The 16,185-nt window shown below is 59.8% G+C and carries 18 protein-coding genes; 10 read left to right on the forward strand and 8 right to left on the reverse strand.

The window, feature by feature from the left end; genetic code table 11:
* Positions 1-222 precede the first annotated feature (222 nt).
* The 6 genes from MTX36_RS29005 to MTX36_RS29030 are packed head-to-tail and all read left to right on the forward strand — an operon-like array spanning position 223 to position 5,712.
* A complete protein-coding gene (locus MTX36_RS29005; RefSeq protein ID WP_243623117.1) occupies positions 223-1,941 on the forward strand; it encodes a dipeptide/oligopeptide/nickel ABC transporter permease/ATP-binding protein in 1,719 nt (572 codons plus the stop codon).
* Positions 1,938-2,693 (forward strand): ABC transporter ATP-binding protein, encoded by a 756-nt coding sequence (locus tag MTX36_RS29010; RefSeq protein WP_243623118.1) that lies wholly within the window; start codon positions 1,938-1,940, stop codon positions 2,691-2,693. Before MTX36_RS29005 ends, MTX36_RS29010 begins: the two co-directional genes overlap by 4 nt.
* Positions 2,694-2,731: 38 nt before the next feature.
* Complete coding sequence (locus MTX36_RS29015) at positions 2,732-4,036, forward strand: hypothetical protein (protein WP_243623119.1); 1,305 nt, start codon at positions 2,732-2,734, stop codon at positions 4,034-4,036.
* Positions 4,033-4,557 (forward strand): hypothetical protein, encoded by a 525-nt coding sequence (locus tag MTX36_RS29020; RefSeq protein ID WP_243623120.1) that lies wholly within the window; start codon positions 4,033-4,035, stop codon positions 4,555-4,557. The genes MTX36_RS29015 and MTX36_RS29020 overlap by 4 nt, the downstream gene beginning before the upstream one ends.
* Positions 4,558-4,588: 31 nt before the next feature.
* Positions 4,589-5,113, forward strand: coding sequence for a hypothetical protein (locus MTX36_RS29025; protein WP_243623121.1), 525 nt, complete (start codon positions 4,589-4,591; stop codon positions 5,111-5,113).
* Complete coding sequence (locus MTX36_RS29030) at positions 5,110-5,712, forward strand: hypothetical protein (protein WP_243623122.1); 603 nt, start codon at positions 5,110-5,112, stop codon at positions 5,710-5,712. Before MTX36_RS29025 ends, MTX36_RS29030 begins: the two co-directional genes overlap by 4 nt.
* Before the next feature lie 70 nt (positions 5,713-5,782).
* Here the strand turns inward: MTX36_RS29030 and MTX36_RS29035 are convergent, their stop codons facing one another.
* From MTX36_RS29035 to MTX36_RS29060, 6 genes are all read right to left on the reverse strand, one after another.
* Positions 5,783-6,457, reverse strand: a complete 675-nt coding sequence (locus MTX36_RS29035; protein WP_243623123.1) for a hypothetical protein — start codon at positions 6,455-6,457, stop codon at positions 5,783-5,785.
* The gene (locus tag MTX36_RS29040) at positions 6,457-7,098 is read right to left on the reverse strand and encodes a hypothetical protein (RefSeq protein ID WP_243623124.1); all 642 of its coding nucleotides are present in this window, start codon (positions 7,096-7,098) and stop codon (positions 6,457-6,459) included. Before MTX36_RS29040 ends, MTX36_RS29035 begins: the two co-directional genes overlap by 1 nt.
* Positions 7,095-7,886: an ABC transporter ATP-binding protein gene (locus tag MTX36_RS29045; protein ID WP_243623125.1), complete on the reverse strand. Its 792-nt coding sequence runs from the start codon at positions 7,884-7,886 to the stop codon at positions 7,095-7,097. Before MTX36_RS29045 ends, MTX36_RS29040 begins: the two co-directional genes overlap by 4 nt.
* Positions 7,879-8,967, reverse strand: a complete 1,089-nt coding sequence (locus MTX36_RS29050) for an iron ABC transporter permease (protein ID WP_243623126.1) — start codon at positions 8,965-8,967, stop codon at positions 7,879-7,881. Before MTX36_RS29050 ends, MTX36_RS29045 begins: the two co-directional genes overlap by 8 nt.
* Positions 8,948-10,111, reverse strand: a complete 1,164-nt coding sequence (locus MTX36_RS29055) for an ABC transporter substrate-binding protein (protein ID WP_243623127.1) — start codon at positions 10,109-10,111, stop codon at positions 8,948-8,950. The genes MTX36_RS29050 and MTX36_RS29055 overlap by 20 nt, the downstream gene beginning before the upstream one ends.
* A gap of 182 nt (positions 10,112-10,293) precedes the next feature.
* Positions 10,294-10,980, reverse strand: a complete 687-nt coding sequence (locus MTX36_RS29060) for a GntR family transcriptional regulator (protein ID WP_243623128.1) — start codon at positions 10,978-10,980, stop codon at positions 10,294-10,296.
* A 124-nt stretch (positions 10,981-11,104) separates the two neighbouring features.
* On the opposite strand from MTX36_RS29060, the gene MTX36_RS29065 reads away from it, so the two are divergent.
* From MTX36_RS29065 to MTX36_RS29075, 3 genes are read left to right on the forward strand one after another with little or no spacing between them, the layout of a single operon-like run.
* Complete coding sequence (locus tag MTX36_RS29065) at positions 11,105-12,016, forward strand: rhodanese-like domain-containing protein (protein WP_243623129.1); 912 nt, start codon at positions 11,105-11,107, stop codon at positions 12,014-12,016.
* Between the two features lie 41 nt (positions 12,017-12,057).
* Entirely contained in the window at positions 12,058-12,903 is an 846-nt protein-coding gene (gene thiM, locus MTX36_RS29070; RefSeq protein WP_243623130.1) for a hydroxyethylthiazole kinase, read from the forward strand.
* The gene (locus MTX36_RS29075; protein ID WP_243623131.1) at positions 12,903-14,012 is read left to right on the forward strand and encodes an LLM class flavin-dependent oxidoreductase; all 1,110 of its coding nucleotides are present in this window, start codon (positions 12,903-12,905) and stop codon (positions 14,010-14,012) included. The genes thiM and MTX36_RS29075 overlap by 1 nt, the downstream gene beginning before the upstream one ends.
* 6 nt (positions 14,013-14,018) lie before the next feature.
* Here MTX36_RS29075 and MTX36_RS29080 read toward each other — a convergent pair whose 3' ends face one another.
* Positions 14,019-14,798 carry an AraC family transcriptional regulator gene (locus tag MTX36_RS29080; RefSeq protein WP_243623132.1) on the reverse strand — a complete coding sequence of 260 codons (780 nt, stop codon included), beginning with the start codon at positions 14,796-14,798 and terminating at the stop codon, positions 14,019-14,021.
* Positions 14,799-14,855: 57 nt separating this feature from the next.
* On the opposite strand from MTX36_RS29080, the gene MTX36_RS29085 reads away from it, so the two are divergent.
* The gene (locus MTX36_RS29085; protein WP_243623133.1) at positions 14,856-15,248 is read left to right on the forward strand and encodes a VOC family protein; all 393 of its coding nucleotides are present in this window, start codon (positions 14,856-14,858) and stop codon (positions 15,246-15,248) included.
* Between the two features lie 110 nt (positions 15,249-15,358).
* On the opposite strand, the gene MTX36_RS29090 is transcribed toward MTX36_RS29085, so the two are convergent.
* Positions 15,359-16,185: HNH endonuclease signature motif containing protein (locus tag MTX36_RS29090; RefSeq protein ID WP_243623134.1), on the reverse strand; the 827-nt coding region annotated here is incomplete at its 5' end.

The raw sequence follows: 16,185 nt of genomic DNA on the forward strand, positions 1-16,185 counted from the left end.
AAAAGTGGGTGGGCGGGACTGACCCTCTACGGTGTCGTGCGCGAACTTCAACGCGCACTTGCTCATTGGATCGGTACCTGCCCGCTGTGTCATCACACCTTCCCGACCTAACAAAGTACTACTAGGGGTCATTCTGGCCAATATTGTTGCCGACCTGACCTACCCGCTCATCGACCCGAGGGTCCGACGAGCACGCACAACCGATCGGAAAGAGGTAGCCGCGTGACAGGTGCAGCAACGGGGCGAACCAGCGGAGTATCACGTCGCTCGCTCCGCATGGCAGTAGCCGGCGGATCCATCCTTACAGTTCTGCTCTTGTGTGCCATTGCGGCGCCGTGGGTAGCGCCGTACGACCCCGCCGAGCGAGTCACCACGCCCTTCGCCAAGCCGTCGGGTGCGCATTGGCTCGGCGCCGACGACGTCGGGCATGATCTGTTGTCGCAGTTGATCTACGGCGCACGGGTATCGCTGCTCATCGGTGTGGTGGCAGCCCTCGCGGCCACTGTCGTCGGCGCGTTGGTCGGGGTGCTCGCGGGGTACTGCCGGGGGTCCGTCGACGCGATTCTGATGCGTATCGTCGACGTGATCCTGACCCTGCCGGTTCTGCCGTTGACCATCGTCATCGGCGTTTTCATGGGGCCGGGATTGACGACGCAGATCCTGGTGATCTCGTCGGTCCTGTGGGCCGGACTCGCGCGAGAATTGAGGTCGCAAGTACTTTCTCTTCGTGAGCGCGACTACATCCACTCGCTCAATTCGATGGGCGCACCGACGTGGTATGTGCTGCGTAGGCACATATCTCGGGCCGTTTTTCCGCTGATCGTTCCGCAGTTCATCCTTGCCGTCAAGACGGCGATTCTGCTCGAAGCGTCGTTGGCTTTTCTCGGTCTCGGTGATGTCACGAATGCCAGTTGGGGTTCGATGTTGGCTCTGGCCCAGGGACGCAACGCATTTCTCACCGACGCCTGGCTGTGGTGGATTCTTCCACCCGGGCTTGCGATCGCCCTGACCGTTCTGGGCTTTGCTCTGATCGGTAACGCTCTCGAAGAGCGGTCTCGGCCAGTTCTGTTGCGTCGCAAGAAGATCAAGCGCGGCGATGAGGGTCGTGCGCAGTCTACGGCCGATGAACCAGCGGGCCGTGCCGACGCTCCGCTGGTGATCGAGAATCTGACCATCTCGTACGGTGAAGGCCGCCTCGGTGTCCGCGATGTGTCACTGACGCTCGGGGTCGACGAGGTTGTTGCGCTGGTGGGTGAATCCGGCAGTGGAAAGTCGACAGTGGCGGCATCAACGATCGGACTCCTGGCACCAGCGGCAGAGATTGTCGGGGGAGCGGTTCGAGTCTGTGGTCAGGATGTGACGCGTCTGCCGCTACGAGACCTGCAAGCATTGCGCGGCAGTCGGATTGCGCTAGTTCCGCAGGAAGCAATGAGTGCATTGAATCCGGTTCGCAGAATCGGTGATCAATTGGTCGAATCGGTTCTCGTGCACACATCATGCACGCGCGACGAGGCGAGGGAGCGATCGGTCGACATGCTGGAGAAGGTCGGCATCGACGCCTCGCGGATCGATGCCTATCCGCATCAACTGTCCGGTGGAATGCGTCAGCGCGTGGTGATTGCAATGGCACTTGTCAATGAACCCGCGGTGCTGATCGCAGACGAACCGACCAGTGGACTCGACGTCCTGATGGAAGAAGAGATTCTCGAGTTGCTACTGACGCTGCGGCATTCGCTTGGCTTGTCGCTTCTGATCGTCTCGCACAATCTGCCGATCGTCGAACGCATCGCCGACCGTATAGCTGTGATGAAAGACGGTGAGATTGTGGAGATTGGCAGCGTTCGTGCCATCACTACCAACCCGCAACACCCGTACACACGACGGTTGATCGATGCGGTTGCCCGTCTCGAGCCGGCGGCCGAATTGCAGGCCGCACGATGACGTTGCTCGAGATCAAGGACTTGTCCGTGTCATTTCACGGAGTTCGCGCGGTCGAGGGGGTCTCCCTGAGCGTCGATGTGGGGGAATCTGTTGCTCTCGTTGGTGGTTCGGGTGCGGGGAAATCGACAGTGGCGCGGATTGTTGCCGGACTCGGCAGTCCTGACTCCGGAACGGTGACCTTTGACGGTGCCAGAATCCTCGGTTTGCGGGGAAAGAAGGCGAGAGCTGTTCGTAGCGACATTCACATGGTGTTTCAGGACCCCTACGCGTCACTGCCGCCAAGTCTGACAGTGGCGGAGATCGTCGCCGAACCGATGGCGATTCACGGCATCGGAGACAAGGAGTTCCGACGCGATAGCGTGCTGGCGGCAATGGAAGCGGTGAATTTGATTCCTGCCGAACGCTTCTTGACGCGGTATGCGTACGAGCTGTCCGGTGGGGAGCGACAGCGCGTGGCGTTCGCCCGCGCTGTGGTGACCAAGCCGAGGCTGATCCTCGCCGACGAGCCGACCAGTGGCCTCGATGCGTCACTGCGCGTCGAGATCATCGATTTGATGGTGCGGTTGTGCAGGGACCAGTGCATCGCAATCCTGCATATCACGCATGATCTTGCGCTGGCTCAGCGTGGTTCGGATCGAGTGGTTGTGATGCAGGGTGGCAGAGTAGTGGAGTCCGGTTCGGTCGAATCGGTGCTCGGAAATCCTCAGCATCAGTACACTGCGGCGCTTGTTGCCGCTGCAGCTCGTTCGTAACTCGGCGAGAAGGGACAGATATGTCAGAGTTTGCGTTAGTGACCATGTATCCGACTGGCGAGGCATCGCCATTTGCGAAAGGTGAACTAGGGTACGATGTTTCGCAGATCGACTGTTACGCAGTCAATGATGTCTCACTCAAACCGCACAGTGTCCTGGTAGTCGCCTCGAACGTCGATCAGATTCATCTGACCCGTATCCGCGACGTCATCCGACGGTTCCTCGATGCCGGCAAGGTCGTCATCTTCAATGGGCACCTCGACCAGGATTGGCTTCCGGGCGCGCAGTATTTCGAGCCGGTGCTGCCGAAGACACGACGGCTGTATGTGGTGACCGAGGTTGCCGACCACCCGATCTTCGAGGGCGTCGACAAGGGGCACATGACCGAACGTAAAGGCGTGGCAGGATTCTTTGCCCGGGGCCACCATCCGGTCCCGGAGGGCGCTGACATACTGGTGCGTCTGATCGGTGGTCAGCCCGTTACGTACATCGACCGCGTCTCGACCGCGGGTACGATCCTGGTCCACGCGACCGGCGACCTCTTCGGCTATGCCTCGGGTCTCGACGACAACACCGCGGCGAGAATTCCGAAGCAACTGGCGGCCTGGGCTCTCGGCGAAGCCGAATCCTTGCAATCGAGTCAGCGCCGGACTAGCTCTCACGTCGACGATTGGGCGCCGGTCCCGACGACGGTGGGCACCGGAACGGGCCGCGGTGTGGCGGCAGTGTTCGGTGGAAGCTCCCACCACCACAACGCCTTGACAACTCCGAAGTACGCCGAGCATCTCACCGGTGGATTGCTGTACCTGCCGGATCTGGCCGAAACCGATCTCTCCGGTTACGACGGCATCATCATTCCAGAACGAATTCATCGTGGTCTCCTCAATGCTGCCGCGCCGAAGATCCTGGAATATCTCGCCAACGGAGGAACGGTCGTTTCCTTCAGCGGCGGCGAACCTTTGCCGGAGTTCCTGCCCGGTGTGCGCTGGGACCATCGCCCGACCAACTACTGGTGGTGGCTCGAAGAAGGTGCCGATATGGGGATGAGTACCCCGAATCCGGATCATTCTTTCTTCACTCATCTTGGATTGAAAGACTGCACTTGGCATTTCCACGGTGCTGTTCATCCCCCCGAAGGTGCCCAGACGCTGCTCACACTTCCCAACGGCGACGTGCTGGCGTACGTCGATCAGGTAAGTACGCCCGGTACATTGGTAGTTGCCACCTTGGACCCGATGTCGCACTTCGGGGCCTATTTCATGCCTGCGACCGAAAAGTTCTTGGATGGCTTCATGCCATGGATTTCCGGTTTTGCCACCAATTCGCTTAGGACTGCACCATGACCGACAACCTCACTGTGCTCGATCAAGGAAAGACGCTCGAATTCAGCTTCGAGGATGCCCTGCGCTACCACGGGCCGCTCGCGCCCGGCGGAGTTGCCCATGCGTACCAGGTGCTTGCACGTGCGCTCGAGGTTCTGTCCGCCGACGGCCCTGTCGAGCGTCGCGCACTGGTGGTCACGACCGCACACGGTGGACCAGGAGTGCGCGATACCTTCGAGTTGGTTACCCGTGGTGTCACCGAGGGCCGCTACACGGTTAACGCCGCGCTCGCCCGCAAGGAACGCGGAACCACTTTGGCGAACTACGTCTTTCAGATCGAATATCGGAATACCGCCATCACCGTCGTCATTCGCGACGACGGATTTGTCGTAGACGAATACATTTCGCTTTCTCGAGTGGCGAACCGAACCCCCGAACAAGAAGCCCGATTGGTCGTCGTCAAGCAGGAGATGGCTGATCGTGTGATGGCGCAGCCGGCCGCTCAGGTCTACGACGTAGAGCCCGCACTCGCGACCATCTGACGTTTTCACCAACCCAGCTTAGGATAGCGACATGACCACAGCCCTTTCCGTGCTCGATCAGGGCAAGGTTCTCGAATTTACCTTCGACGACGGCCTCCGTTACCACGGACCACAGGCACCCGGCGGAGTTGCTCACGCGTACAAGGTGATCGAGCGCGCGCTCGAGGTCCTGGGGACCGACGGACCCGTCGAACGTCGTGAGCTTGTAGTCACGACATCGCACGGTGGTCCTGGGGTGCGCGATACTTTCGAGTTGGTTACCCGTGGTGTCACCGAGGGGCGCTACACTGTCGACCCTGCCCTGGCTCGTCCCGAACGCGGAACCACACTGGAAATTTACGTCTTTCAGATCGATTATCGTGGCAAGAGCATCACTCTGATCATCCGTGACGCAGGTTTTGTAGTCGACGAGTTCATTGCGCTCGTGGGTAAGGCTGAGAAGTCGGCCGCGGACTTAGGGCGCTTGGAGGTCCTCAAGCTCGAGATGACTGAACGGGTCATGGCGGCCCCCGCAGATCAGATCTACGATGTTGTGCCCAGTGCGGTCGCGCAGTGACATCTAACGTCGCGGTCGCCTCTGAAATCGTGAATCTGGTGATGCGCAAGGGATCTGCACATCCGACCGACTCGCGTGCGTCCTATTTCGACCTGTACGAGTTCGACGATCTTGATCTGTCGTCGGTTGCCGGGTTGGTTGTCACTTCCGATTGTGATCAGATCTTTCTCGAGCGCAAGGGTGACGAACTCACAGCATTTGTTCGGGCGGGTGGTCGTATCGCGGTGATGGGTCACGTGGTCACCGAATTTCTCGAAGGTATTTCGCGCTGGCAGAAGATTCAGTACTCGGGTCCTAAGGACCTGGAAATCACGATCGGTGAACCGCATTCGGTGTGGGACGGTGTTGATCCTGCGGATTTGACCACACGCAAGGAAGTGTCGGGCTTCTACGCCCGTGGATACCCGCAGAAGTTGCCGGACGGCGCCGTGGTCACGACTCACATCGGTCGTTCGCGAGTGCCGCTCGACTACGTCTACCCTCTCGGAGAGGGCCACGTGCTGGTGCATTCGGGCAACGATCTGACCGGTTGGCACAGTGATGACAATTCGGCCTCACGTATGTCGCCACAGCTATTCGACTGGCTTGTTCAGCGCTGACACGTCGAGAACGAAATACGGTGCCCGTATCGGAAGCGATACGGGCACCGTATTTCGTGCGACCGGGCGACTACGTGTGGTCGACCCAACGCAGGAGAGCGTAGAGGAAACGGGTAGAACCCGGCATGAAGTTGTTGCCGTGATGGTACGTCGGATCCAAGGTAGTCGCGATGATCCGGCCGGCCGTCGACGTGGTGTCCTCGAAGAGCATCATTCCGGCGTCATGAGAGTTACCTTCTGAGTCGGGTTCTTCCGAGACCAGAAGTGGGACAACGTCTGCATCGGTATGGAGCAGACCGTGGTGGTGCCAGATCACAGACTTCGTGGTCAGGTAGTTCCACGATTCGTGATCGTGACTGCGTGTGCGAATCATCGGATCTTCGCCGGTTCGCCACCACCAGAAGTTGGTCGGGCGTGGGCTCCAAGTCACACCGGGAAGCCAGGTGTGCGCGGCATTCTCACCCAGAACCACCAGGGTTCCGCCGCGTTCGGCGACAGCGAGGAATTCGGCAGCATGCTTGCGAAGCAGTTCCGGATGCAGACGGTCGGCAAGAATCAGCGTCGTGACACCGTCGAGGTCACCGGGCTGTAGGTCAGCGAGGTAGTGGAAGTCAGGTTGGTGGGCGACGACAGCCGGATCTTTGACGGTCTGCAAGTGGAAATGCGATCCACCGTGCACGATCGCAAGGTTGCGCGTGGAGAGGGGAGCGCGATCCGTGCGGTTGAAGGCTTCGAGGGTAGACATCAGATATCCGTTCGGTCGAGCTGGCCGAGCCAGTTCAGGAGTTGCGGAAAGACACGTGAGGACGTGTTGGGATCAGCCTGGAACACTGCGAGATCGATTCCGCCGTGAACCAGTACCTCGCCGGCGCCCAGCGGGTAGACGTAATCGACCGGAAGGCCATGACGACCAATGTAATTGGTGACGATGGCGTTGTCCGGCAACTTCTGGCTGTAGCCGCGCCCGTAGAACCCCGACACTTCCTTGCGGAAACTGAGATCAGCGGGATCGACGCCGGCCCACACGGGGTGAGGGCTGCCGGCTGAGATGGCAAGATCCTTGGGTCCCGAGTACTGAAGTTTGCGCCACTGTCCCAGTCCCGGAAGGAAATCCGTCAGTGGATGACCCATCACGGCAATGCGACCACCGGCAGTGACGAAGTCGGTGAGAACGTTTTTGTGGCGCTCCAGGTAGATCTGATCGCAGTTTCCGTTGATGATGAGTCCCGAGACGGCGCTCAGATCGATCGTATCGAGTTCGTAGAGATCGACATTGCGCACCAGCGCGGTATTGGAGGCGTCACCGGACATGCCGGTATTGGAACCCATCACCAAGTGCAGAACTCGGGTGATTGTTTTTGTGGCTGTGCCACTTTCGGCAGTCATGAGAGCGAGCTTTCTTTGAGACGGAGGTCGTCGTCGGCCACCGCGAAATTGTCATAGCGGGTGTAGACCACGGTGCGCGGACTACCACGATCGAGGACGGTTTCGGTTGCGACGTCGATACCGTAGAGGCGGGAGAGGGTTTCGCCCGTCACGAGGGATTCCACGCCGCCGACCACAATCTCCTCGGGGCCGTACATGACGACTGCGTCTCCGCCGAGGTGCAGCGCGTGATCGGGGTGATGCGTGGTCAGCAGGATTCCCATGCCTTCTGCTGCGAGTTCGCGCAGAAGTTGGAGAACGTGCGCTTGGTTTCGCAGGTCGAGTGCGGAGACTGGTTCATCGAGAATCATGAACGTGCAGTCTGTGTTCAGCGCGCGGGCGACCAGGACCAATTGTCTTTGTCCGCCGGATAGTTCGGTGAAATTCGACGCCGCAAGATGGTCGATACCTACTCGTTCGAGAACGCTACGAGTTTGTGCGACATCGGCTTTGCCGGGAGTTCCGAATGTCGAGACTTTCTTTGCCCGGCCCATCAGCACCATGTCGAACACCGAGTACGCAAAACTTGACGTTGTTGCCTGTGGGACGTAGCCGATGTTCGGATCTCTGATGACCCGACCTTCCTCCGGATTGGTCAGCCCCGCAATGCACCGCAACAGGGTGGTTTTGCCCTTGCCGTTAGGGCCGAGAATCGAGGTGATCGAGCCCGACGCGATGGTCAGGTTGGTGTGTCGAAATACCCAGTCCCGCCCGGGATACCGAAAGCCGAGATCCATTAGCTCAAGCATTGATGAACGCCTGTCTGCTCGACTTGCGAAGGAGAACGACGAATACCGGAGCGCCGATGATTGCCGTGAGGATTCCCAGGGGAATCTCGCCGGGGCTGATCGTGCGCGAAAGAGTGTCGATCACAGTCAGGTATGCCGCGCCGAGAACAAACGTCGTCGGCATCGAGATCCGATGATCGGGACCAACCCACAGCCTGGCCAGGTGTGGAACGACCAGGCCGACCCAACCGACGACACCGGATACGGCAACGGCGCCGGCCGTTATGAATGCGACCATGACCAGAAGCAACATACGTAGGCGGTGAGGCTTGATGCCCAGCGATGCGGCATCGTCGTCGCCGAGCGAGAGAATGTTCACACGCCAGCGGAGTCCTAGAATCACGGCGCTGCCGAGCAGGATCGGAACTGCGGCGATCGCAACTTTGCCCATATCGGCGGTCGCCAGGGAACCCATGAGCCAGAAGACAATTGACGGCAGTGTGCTGTACGGGTCAGCAAGGTAGGTGATCAGTGAGACGAGCGCTGAGAAGAACGCACTGGTCACCACACCGCCGAGTACGATCATGAGTATCGAACTGCCTGAGCGGGTTTTGCCGATGGCGGTGACCATAACCAGCGCAGCGATACCGAAGACAAACGCTCCGCCGACGAGGAATGCCGAGCCGAGGCCGAGCATGAGGACCAGCACCCCGCCAAAGGATGCACCCGAGGAGACGCCCAGAACCTGTGGGCTTACCAAGGGGTTCCGGAACACTGCTTGCAGTGCCGATCCGCCCAGAGCTAGCCCGCCGCCGACCAGCATGCCGAGCAACAATCTCGGGAGACGAACGCCGAGAACAACTTGCGACTCGACCTCGGTCCAGGTCTGTTCCAACGGAATCACTCGATCGATAAGGATGCGGGCGACTTCGTTGACCGGAATGGTGTATCGGCCGATGGCAAGGGCTGCTAAGCCGATCACGAGGATGCCGAAGGTCAGGATCAATGGAACAGTGAAAGGCTTGTGCCGGGAGGGTTTCCCGGCGTCTGCGGTAGTTGCATCACCGCCAAGGGTTGCACTCTCAAGCGCTGAACGAGTCATAGCCCGTGCTCACCTTGTTGGACTCGAGATGCAGGATGCGGTCGATCTCGGCGTCCGTGACATCGTAGGCATACAGTGACTGGTACGTTTCGCGAATACGGCTGCGCAGATCGAGATCGAGTTGTGCTTCGGGATAAAAGATCTCGGCAACCCAGAGCCACATCAGGTTCGACTCGTTGCCCGGGGGATCCCAGGAGAACCCGCCGATCGGTGCTTTGTAGACGCGCTTGTTCTTCACCGCACTCAGTGATGCCCAGTTAGGGTTGTCGTAGATGTCCTGGGGAGTGGTTGCGTCGAAGTTTCCGAGAACCAGAACCTCCGGATCCCATGTCAGAATCTGCTCCTTGGTGACAGCGACGCTGGTGCCCTTCCCGGCACCGCGGGCGACGTTTTTGCCGCCGGCGAGAGTGATCCAGAAGTCCATGTAGGTGTTGTCGGCGGAGACCTTGGTCTCGAGGGCGTTGTAGAAGTACATCGCGCGTGGAGCCTTGGCGGCGTTCGAGACGGCGATGGACTCGACGGTCTTGCGATCGACGGCCATGCGGGCGAGTATTTTCTGCGCTTGCGGCTTCTTGTCGAGCAGGTCACCGAAGATGTTGATCCACGCTTCGAGATCCTCCTGGGTTCCGTACTTGAGGAGGATGACCTTCAATCCGGCGTTGCGCAGGGGAGCGACGATATCGTCACCCTTGTCGCCCCACTGGATCACGACATCTGGTTTGAGCGAGACGATCTGTTCGACGTTCGGAACGAAGTCAGGTCCGGAAACTACCGGGGTGTTGAGGAATTCGGGGAACATCGTGGCCAGCATGCCGTTCTTGGCGAGGGAAATAGCGCTGGAGTTGACACCGACATTGCGTGAGATCGACTGATCGGAACCGGCGATCATCGAGGGAACCGGGATGATCGTCGAGGCGATCCGCCCGACCGGAGTATCGAAGGTAATGGTGTTCTGATACTGGTCGACGACGGTAAATTGTTTCGATGTGCCCTCGGTAGCCGAGGCATCGGTGACGGGCGTGCGACTCGAGCAGGCCGTGATTCCGAAAGCTCCGAGTGCGGCGGCGGCCACACCCATCGATCGGATCAGTTGGCGGCGCGTCATGGCGTTTCCGATTGTGGCTGAGGTGTGCTGCGGACGCATAATTTCTCCGAAAAGGCTTGTTACGGTGACGGTTACCCGAATAACGAAATGAATATCCTATTTGCAGATAGGTTAGCATACGTTTAGTAAGGATTGACTACCCTGTTTTATGGCGTGGGTGACAGAAACAACCGCACGGCCATCTCGAAGGACGTGCGGTTGTGGTCGTACTGACGGTGCTGCTAGTTGCTTGCGAACATCTTGATTCGTTGGTCGCGGCTGCGTTCGAGGTGCGTGCGCATGCATTCGCGCGCGGTCCGTTCGTCGCGGGCGCGAATGGCGTCCAGGATCTGCTGATGTTCGGCGTTGAGTAGGTCGGGCTCCCCATAGTTCGAGGGTGGTCCGCTGTCGTAGATTCGAAGTTGTGTGGTCAGGCGGATGAGCAGCGACATAATCGTGGAATTGTGGGCGGCCTGCCAGAGGGCCTCGTGGAACTTGAAGTTTCCTGATCTGACTTCCGTTCCTTCGGTGGCCGTGCAGCAGAAGGTGTGGAGCTGTTCCAGCCGTGCGAGATCTAAGTCGCTGTGCCGCAGTGCAGCTGCGCCGGCGGCTTCTGATTCCAAGGCGACCCGAGCTGCGTAGATTTCGATGACGTCTTCGGGCGTTCCGGAGCGGACGCGGAATCCACGCGCGGCCCGCTCGAGAAGTCCGTCGTGTGCAAGCCAATTCAGTGCTTCGCGAATCGGTGTGCGCGAGGCTCCGTACGATTCGCACAGTTGCGTTTCGTGCAGAGGTGCGCCTTGCGTGAATTTGCCGTCCAAGATGTCTGCACGCAGTCGTAGGTACTGCCGTGAGGTTTGGTCCGAGCGGCCCAGTGCTGCCTCCGGCACCAGCAGGTGTGTGCTGCTCGTAGTTTCCTCGGCGCTCATGCGTCCCCGTTCCTTCTTGTTGCTGAAGCTTGCTCGATTATGCCACTGAGAGCGCGTGAGTACTTGCGTATACGCTAGTACTCACTTAGGTTCGTCAGTGTCGATTTCGAAAGGAAGGTGCTTCGTGACGAGTGAATTGAACTCGCCGTTGATCGGTGCCGTGGCACTCGAAGCGCTTTTGGCCGAGGCTGACGTGGTTGTGCTCGACGTGAGCGTGCATTTTCCGCCGGCGAGGTTCGACGGCGACTATCGACCGGAATCGGGATACGAGGGTTGGGTCGAGGGTCATATCCCGGGTTCCCGTCACATAGACCTGATGACGACGTTCTCCGATCACGACGCATCGTTGCACTTCACGCGACCCAGCGCCGATCAGTTGTCAGACGACCTCGTAGCGCTCGGAGTCGAGCCTGGTGCGTCGATAGTGATCTACGACCAGGGGTCGATGACGTGGGCCTCGCGATTTTGGTGGGTGCTCCGCAATGCGGGTATCGATGCGCGAGTTCTCGACGGCGGACTCGCCGAGTGGACTCGGATCGGATTGCCTGTTGTTTCCGGCGAGGAAGCAGTGCCTGTGCGTGCAGACACATCTTGGAGTGTCGTCGACCTCGGCCTTTGGGTTGATCAGAATCTGGTCGCTGCTGTGTCAACCGGATCCCAGCCGGGAACACTTGTATGTGCCCTGTCGCCCGAGCAATATGCGGGTACGGAAAAGACGAGGTACTCACGCCGCGGGCATATTCCGGCGAGTGTGAACCTTTCGGCGAAGAGCCTGCTCGACGACGAGGGGCGGATGCTCCCGAGTGTCGAAGTCTCCACACGTGCCCGATCGGTCCTGCGTGGCCGCTCGGAACCCGTCGTAATCTACTGCGGCGGAGGTGTTTCCGCATGCCTTGCCGGTCTCGGCTTGGTGATGAGTGGGTATGACGACATCAAGATCTACGACGGTTCCCTCGAGGAATGGACTGCCGATCCGACCTTACCGATGGTTATCGGAGATGCGCCCGGCGAAGGCGATCGATGTCACGGGTCGTGATTGACCGGCCCCGTACAGACTGATTGCGTAAAGGAAAACTCATGTCCCACAACATTACTGCCGATTCCGTTGCCACTGCTCTCGATGCATTGCGTGAGCAGGTGCCGCTTGTTCATTCGCTCACCAACATCGTCTCCGCGAACTTCCTTACCAATGTCCTGCTTGCTGCCGGCGCGAGCAACGCGCATATCGACAACGTGCACGAGGCCGCAGGTTTTGCAGCCATCGCCGGGGGAGTGCTGGTCAACCTCGGAACCCCCGACGACGCGACTGCCGCTGCATTCCGAGTTGCTGCGGAGGCCGCACAGAAGGCCGACACTCCCTGGGTTCTCGACCCGGTCGGCGTCGGCGGATTGCCTTGGCGCAGTGACATTGCCGTGGAACTCCTTCGATACCGTCCAACTGCCATTCGAGGCAACGCTTCGGAGATAATCGCGCTCGCAGGTCTCGGCGGGGATACGCGTGGAGTCGACAGTGCATCGGATTCCGTCGATGCCGTTCCAGCGGCCATCGCTCTGTTGAAGCATTCCGATGCCGTATCCGCATCGGGGCCTGTTGATTACATCGTGGGCCGCGACAGTGAAGGCGTCGTAAGCGGCGTGCGTGTGTCAGGTGGTAGCGCTCTGCTTCCTCGCGTGACGAGTACGGGTTGCTCATTGGGTGGACTCGTCGCCGCGTATCTGGCAGTGACACCAACGGCGCTCGAAGGCCTCGTTGCGGCGCACACTCACGTCGCGGTCGCGTCCGAAATCGCCGAGATGAACTCGACCGGTCCGGGATCGTTTGCCGTGGCCTACCTCGACGCTCTCTATACCGTCGACGCCGATACCATCCGGACGCGAGCGCGCGTCGAATCTTTCGAATTGCCGACTGGAGCGCAAAACTGATGAGTGTCAAGACTTTCTGGTACCTGACGCAAGCCGACGGCGACTTCCCGTGGACCCCGGATGGCCTCTACCCGGTGGACGGTGCGAGGCAAATCGAGTTGGCGAAAACGATCGACGACGGAGGATTCGAAGGCGCGCTGGTTGCTACCTGGCCCAACGACCCCTTCATCTCGGCGACCTGGGCCGCCTCGCATACAACTCGAATGAAGTTCCTGGTGGCTGTCTACGCGAACATGACACCGGCGCGTTTGCTTGCCGAAAAGGCGCTCACCTTCGACGCTTTCAGCGGCGGACGCTTGATGATCAACTCGGTCAACGGACGCGAGAACATCCTCACGAAGTACGACATGAACGTCGAGCATGATCGGCGATACGAATTAGGCGAGCAGTACTGGGCTGACTTCCGCCGCATTTACGCCGAGGGTACCGAGTCGAACTTCCCGAACACGCCGCTGCGGATCGATGCACCAGCCGGTCACCGGGTTCCACTGTGGGGAACCGGTGATTCGCCCGCAGGACTGGCCAATTCAGGCAAGGTGCTCGACACATATCTTGCGATGCTCCGCGAGACATCGTTCATCGAGGATAAATTTACTGCGGCGCGCGGTGCTGCCGAAAACGCGGGACGAGAATTCACGGACTTCGGTGCGCTCACCGGTGTCATCGTTCGGCCCACGAAAGCGCAAGCGCTCGAACGGTTCCGTTCGCTGTTCGAGAAGACCGGTATCGACCAGATCACACATGTTCTCGACAACGCGGTGCGTCGACGCACGCACGGGGAGCAGGATCTGAAGACGTTCACAGCTCGCGACGCGCAGCGTCAGGGTTGGGTCGACACCATCGCGGCCGGGAAGTTTCCGGAACCTGAGGACCTGTACGTCGGTGACGGTCTCTACGCCGGAATCACTGCGTGGTCACCACTCGACATCTTCGGAACCGGTTCTTCGGCGGTCTACTACGTCGGCGATCCGGATTCGATCACCGATTCGGTACGGACTCTTCGTGCACGCACCGGTCTCACCGCACTGATTCTCGCGGGTTGGCCGCTCATCGAAGAGGCAAAATGGGTGTCCGAGTATCTGATTCCACGGTTCGACGCGTTGGGCTGAGCTCGGCTAGCCGTGATCGCGAAGTAGCCGCGTCGGGGTGATGCCGGTCAGTGCCTGGACGTCCCTGGACAAGTGGGCCTGGTCGGCGTACCCGCTGTGCGCTGCGAGGGTTGCCAGCGACGTGTTTTCGCGGCGGCCAAGGGTGAGCACATTCTGCATACGCTGAACCTTCTGAATCATTTTGGGGGACAGCCCTACCGAGGTCGAAATGGTGCGTCGAAAATGCCGTTCGGAGATTCCGAGGTCGGCAGTAATCTCACGGATCGACGTGCTGGGTGCAGCAGTGAGAGCCTTGTACCCGCTGACGGCGTGTGCATCCAGGTGTGCGTTCGGCCATAAGACTTCCAGCATGCGAGCGTCGACTCTTTCGGTTCGAAGAGCCTCCGTCAGCAAGCGGGATTGCTTGGAAGAGAGCACGTCGGCAAAGCTGATTTTGGAGTCCCGTACGTCTTCGGCTTCGGTTCCGAGGATCGAACGCAATGCGGGGGGATTGATCCGAATTCCCCACAGGGTTGCACCGGGCGTGATCGTCACGAGATCTGCTGTCGTCGCCGGCCCGACCAGCCAGGACTTACCGGTGCTGTCGACGATGAAATCAGCGCACAGGTCCGGGATTATTCGCTTGGGGTCACTGGCAGATTTGTGTGAGCTCGTGCTCTTCCACAAGCAGTTGAACAACTCCGTGCCGCCTTCGACGGGCCGCTCGGCATAGGTGTGGCCGGTTTGTTCAAGACCTACCCTGGCCGTGCGACTACCGTCGGAGTTGAAGGTGTCCGTGGCAGTCATTGATTGATCGTCACACACTTGTCGAACACTTCTCGAACCGAAGCAGGAGAAATTACCGTGTCTGTGTCACCACGACTCGACCTCGTCGGAATCGTCACCAACGACCTCGATCGTTCACTCGCGTTTTATCGGAGTTTGGGACTCGACATTCCCGAGACTCCGTCCGACGCGCCACATGTCGAATTCACCTTCGACAACGGACTGCGTCTGGCGTGGGATGCACTCGCCACGATCGCCAGTTTTGATCCGGACTTCGTTGTCACGGATGGCCGTCATCCGGTGGCTTTGGCTTTCGACTTTGGTACGCCCGACGCCGTCGACGAGGCTTATGTGCGGATTACGGCTGAGTTCCCTGGCCATAAGGAACCATTCGACGCTGTGTGGGGGCAGCGTTACGCAGTGCTGCTCGATCCGGATGGCAATACAGTCGACCTTTTTGCTGCGCTCTGACTGTGTAGGACTATCGCGCAACCGGCAGTGCCTAGGCGCGCGTGTGGGCTTCGCATCGGCGAGAATCTGATGCGAAGCCTGACACGTCTGCAGTTGTGGTGCAACAATTCTCACGTGCGTAGCACCGGACCCGGACGCAGGTTTGATCGCCGCGGCCGCTGTTCCGGATCGATTCCCGCCGGCGGAATAAACCACGGCTTCCGATCGGACCCCATCTTGATTTCCCACTGCCCCGCAAAACCGGCCTTACGGTGAATCAGAGTGTGGTGCGCTCGGCAGAGCAGGGTGAGGTTGTCCATCACCGTCAACCCACCCTGCGACCACGGCCGAATATGGTGCGCATCGCACCACGCCGGCACCGCATCACACGAGGGGAACGCGCACCCCTTGTCGCGGGCGATCAACGCCGTCCGCTGCGCCGCCGACACCAACCTTTTGAGCGGACTGACATCGAGCGGGGCACCGTTCTCATCCAGCAGCACCGTCGAGAGCATGCAGTCGCACGCGAGCATCCGGGTGCGGGTGATGCTCAGCGGTCCCATCCACGGCATGTGCCCGACATCGAGATCGTCGAGGTCGTCGAAGCTCCACACCGGCGCATCCTCGCTGGCTATGTCTTCGAAGTCACTGGCTCCGACATTTGAACCGGCAGCAGTCGCTCGAGTCGAGGCGCAGTCCCGATGCTCCGCAAGATCTTTCGCAGACACATGCACATTCACATGCGGACGCTGACCACCGTCGTATCCGGTCGCCGCGTTGTCGAGATACCGGCGAATCAACTCCGTCAACGCATCCGCCGTCCGCTTGGCTGCCGACCGCGCATCCGGAGTCCCGTCCGCGGCAGGGGTCGGCATCGACAACCCCGACAACGCCGAGAGAAGCATTTCGCCGGTCAACGCATCGAACTCACCTTTGATCACCACCCGACCGTTCAACG

Source organism: Rhodococcus sp. ARC_M6 (genome assembly GCF_022810305.1).
Classification (GTDB): Bacteria; Actinomycetota; Actinomycetes; order Mycobacteriales; family Mycobacteriaceae; genus Rhodococcus_F.

Excerpts from the sequence above, each read along its gene's own strand:
- MTX36_RS29010 (WP_243623118.1), top strand. The coding sequence starts at position 1,938 with ATGACGTTGCTCGAGATCAAGGACTTGTCCGTGTCATTTCACGGAGTT.
- MTX36_RS29020 (WP_243623120.1), top strand. The coding sequence starts at position 4,033 with ATGACCGACAACCTCACTGTGCTCGATCAAGGAAAGACGCTCGAATTC.
- MTX36_RS29025 (WP_243623121.1), top strand. The coding sequence starts at position 4,589 with ATGACCACAGCCCTTTCCGTGCTCGATCAGGGCAAGGTTCTCGAATTT.
- MTX36_RS29035 (WP_243623123.1), bottom strand. The coding sequence starts at position 6,457 with ATGTCTACCCTCGAAGCCTTCAACCGCACGGATCGCGCTCCCCTCTCC.
- MTX36_RS29040 (WP_243623124.1), bottom strand. The coding sequence starts at position 7,098 with ATGACTGCCGAAAGTGGCACAGCCACAAAAACAATCACCCGAGTTCTG.
- MTX36_RS29045 (WP_243623125.1), bottom strand. The coding sequence starts at position 7,886 with ATGCTTGAGCTAATGGATCTCGGCTTTCGGTATCCCGGGCGGGACTGG.
- MTX36_RS29050 (WP_243623126.1), bottom strand. The coding sequence starts at position 8,967 with ATGACTCGTTCAGCGCTTGAGAGTGCAACCCTTGGCGGTGATGCAACT.
- MTX36_RS29055 (WP_243623127.1), bottom strand. The coding sequence starts at position 10,111 with ATGCGTCCGCAGCACACCTCAGCCACAATCGGAAACGCCATGACGCGC.
- MTX36_RS29060 (WP_243623128.1), bottom strand. The coding sequence starts at position 10,980 with ATGAGCGCCGAGGAAACTACGAGCAGCACACACCTGCTGGTGCCGGAG.
- thiM (WP_243623130.1), top strand. The coding sequence starts at position 12,058 with ATGTCCCACAACATTACTGCCGATTCCGTTGCCACTGCTCTCGATGCA.
- MTX36_RS29075 (WP_243623131.1), top strand. The coding sequence starts at position 12,903 with ATGAGTGTCAAGACTTTCTGGTACCTGACGCAAGCCGACGGCGACTTC.
- MTX36_RS29080 (WP_243623132.1), bottom strand. The coding sequence starts at position 14,798 with ATGACTGCCACGGACACCTTCAACTCCGACGGTAGTCGCACGGCCAGG.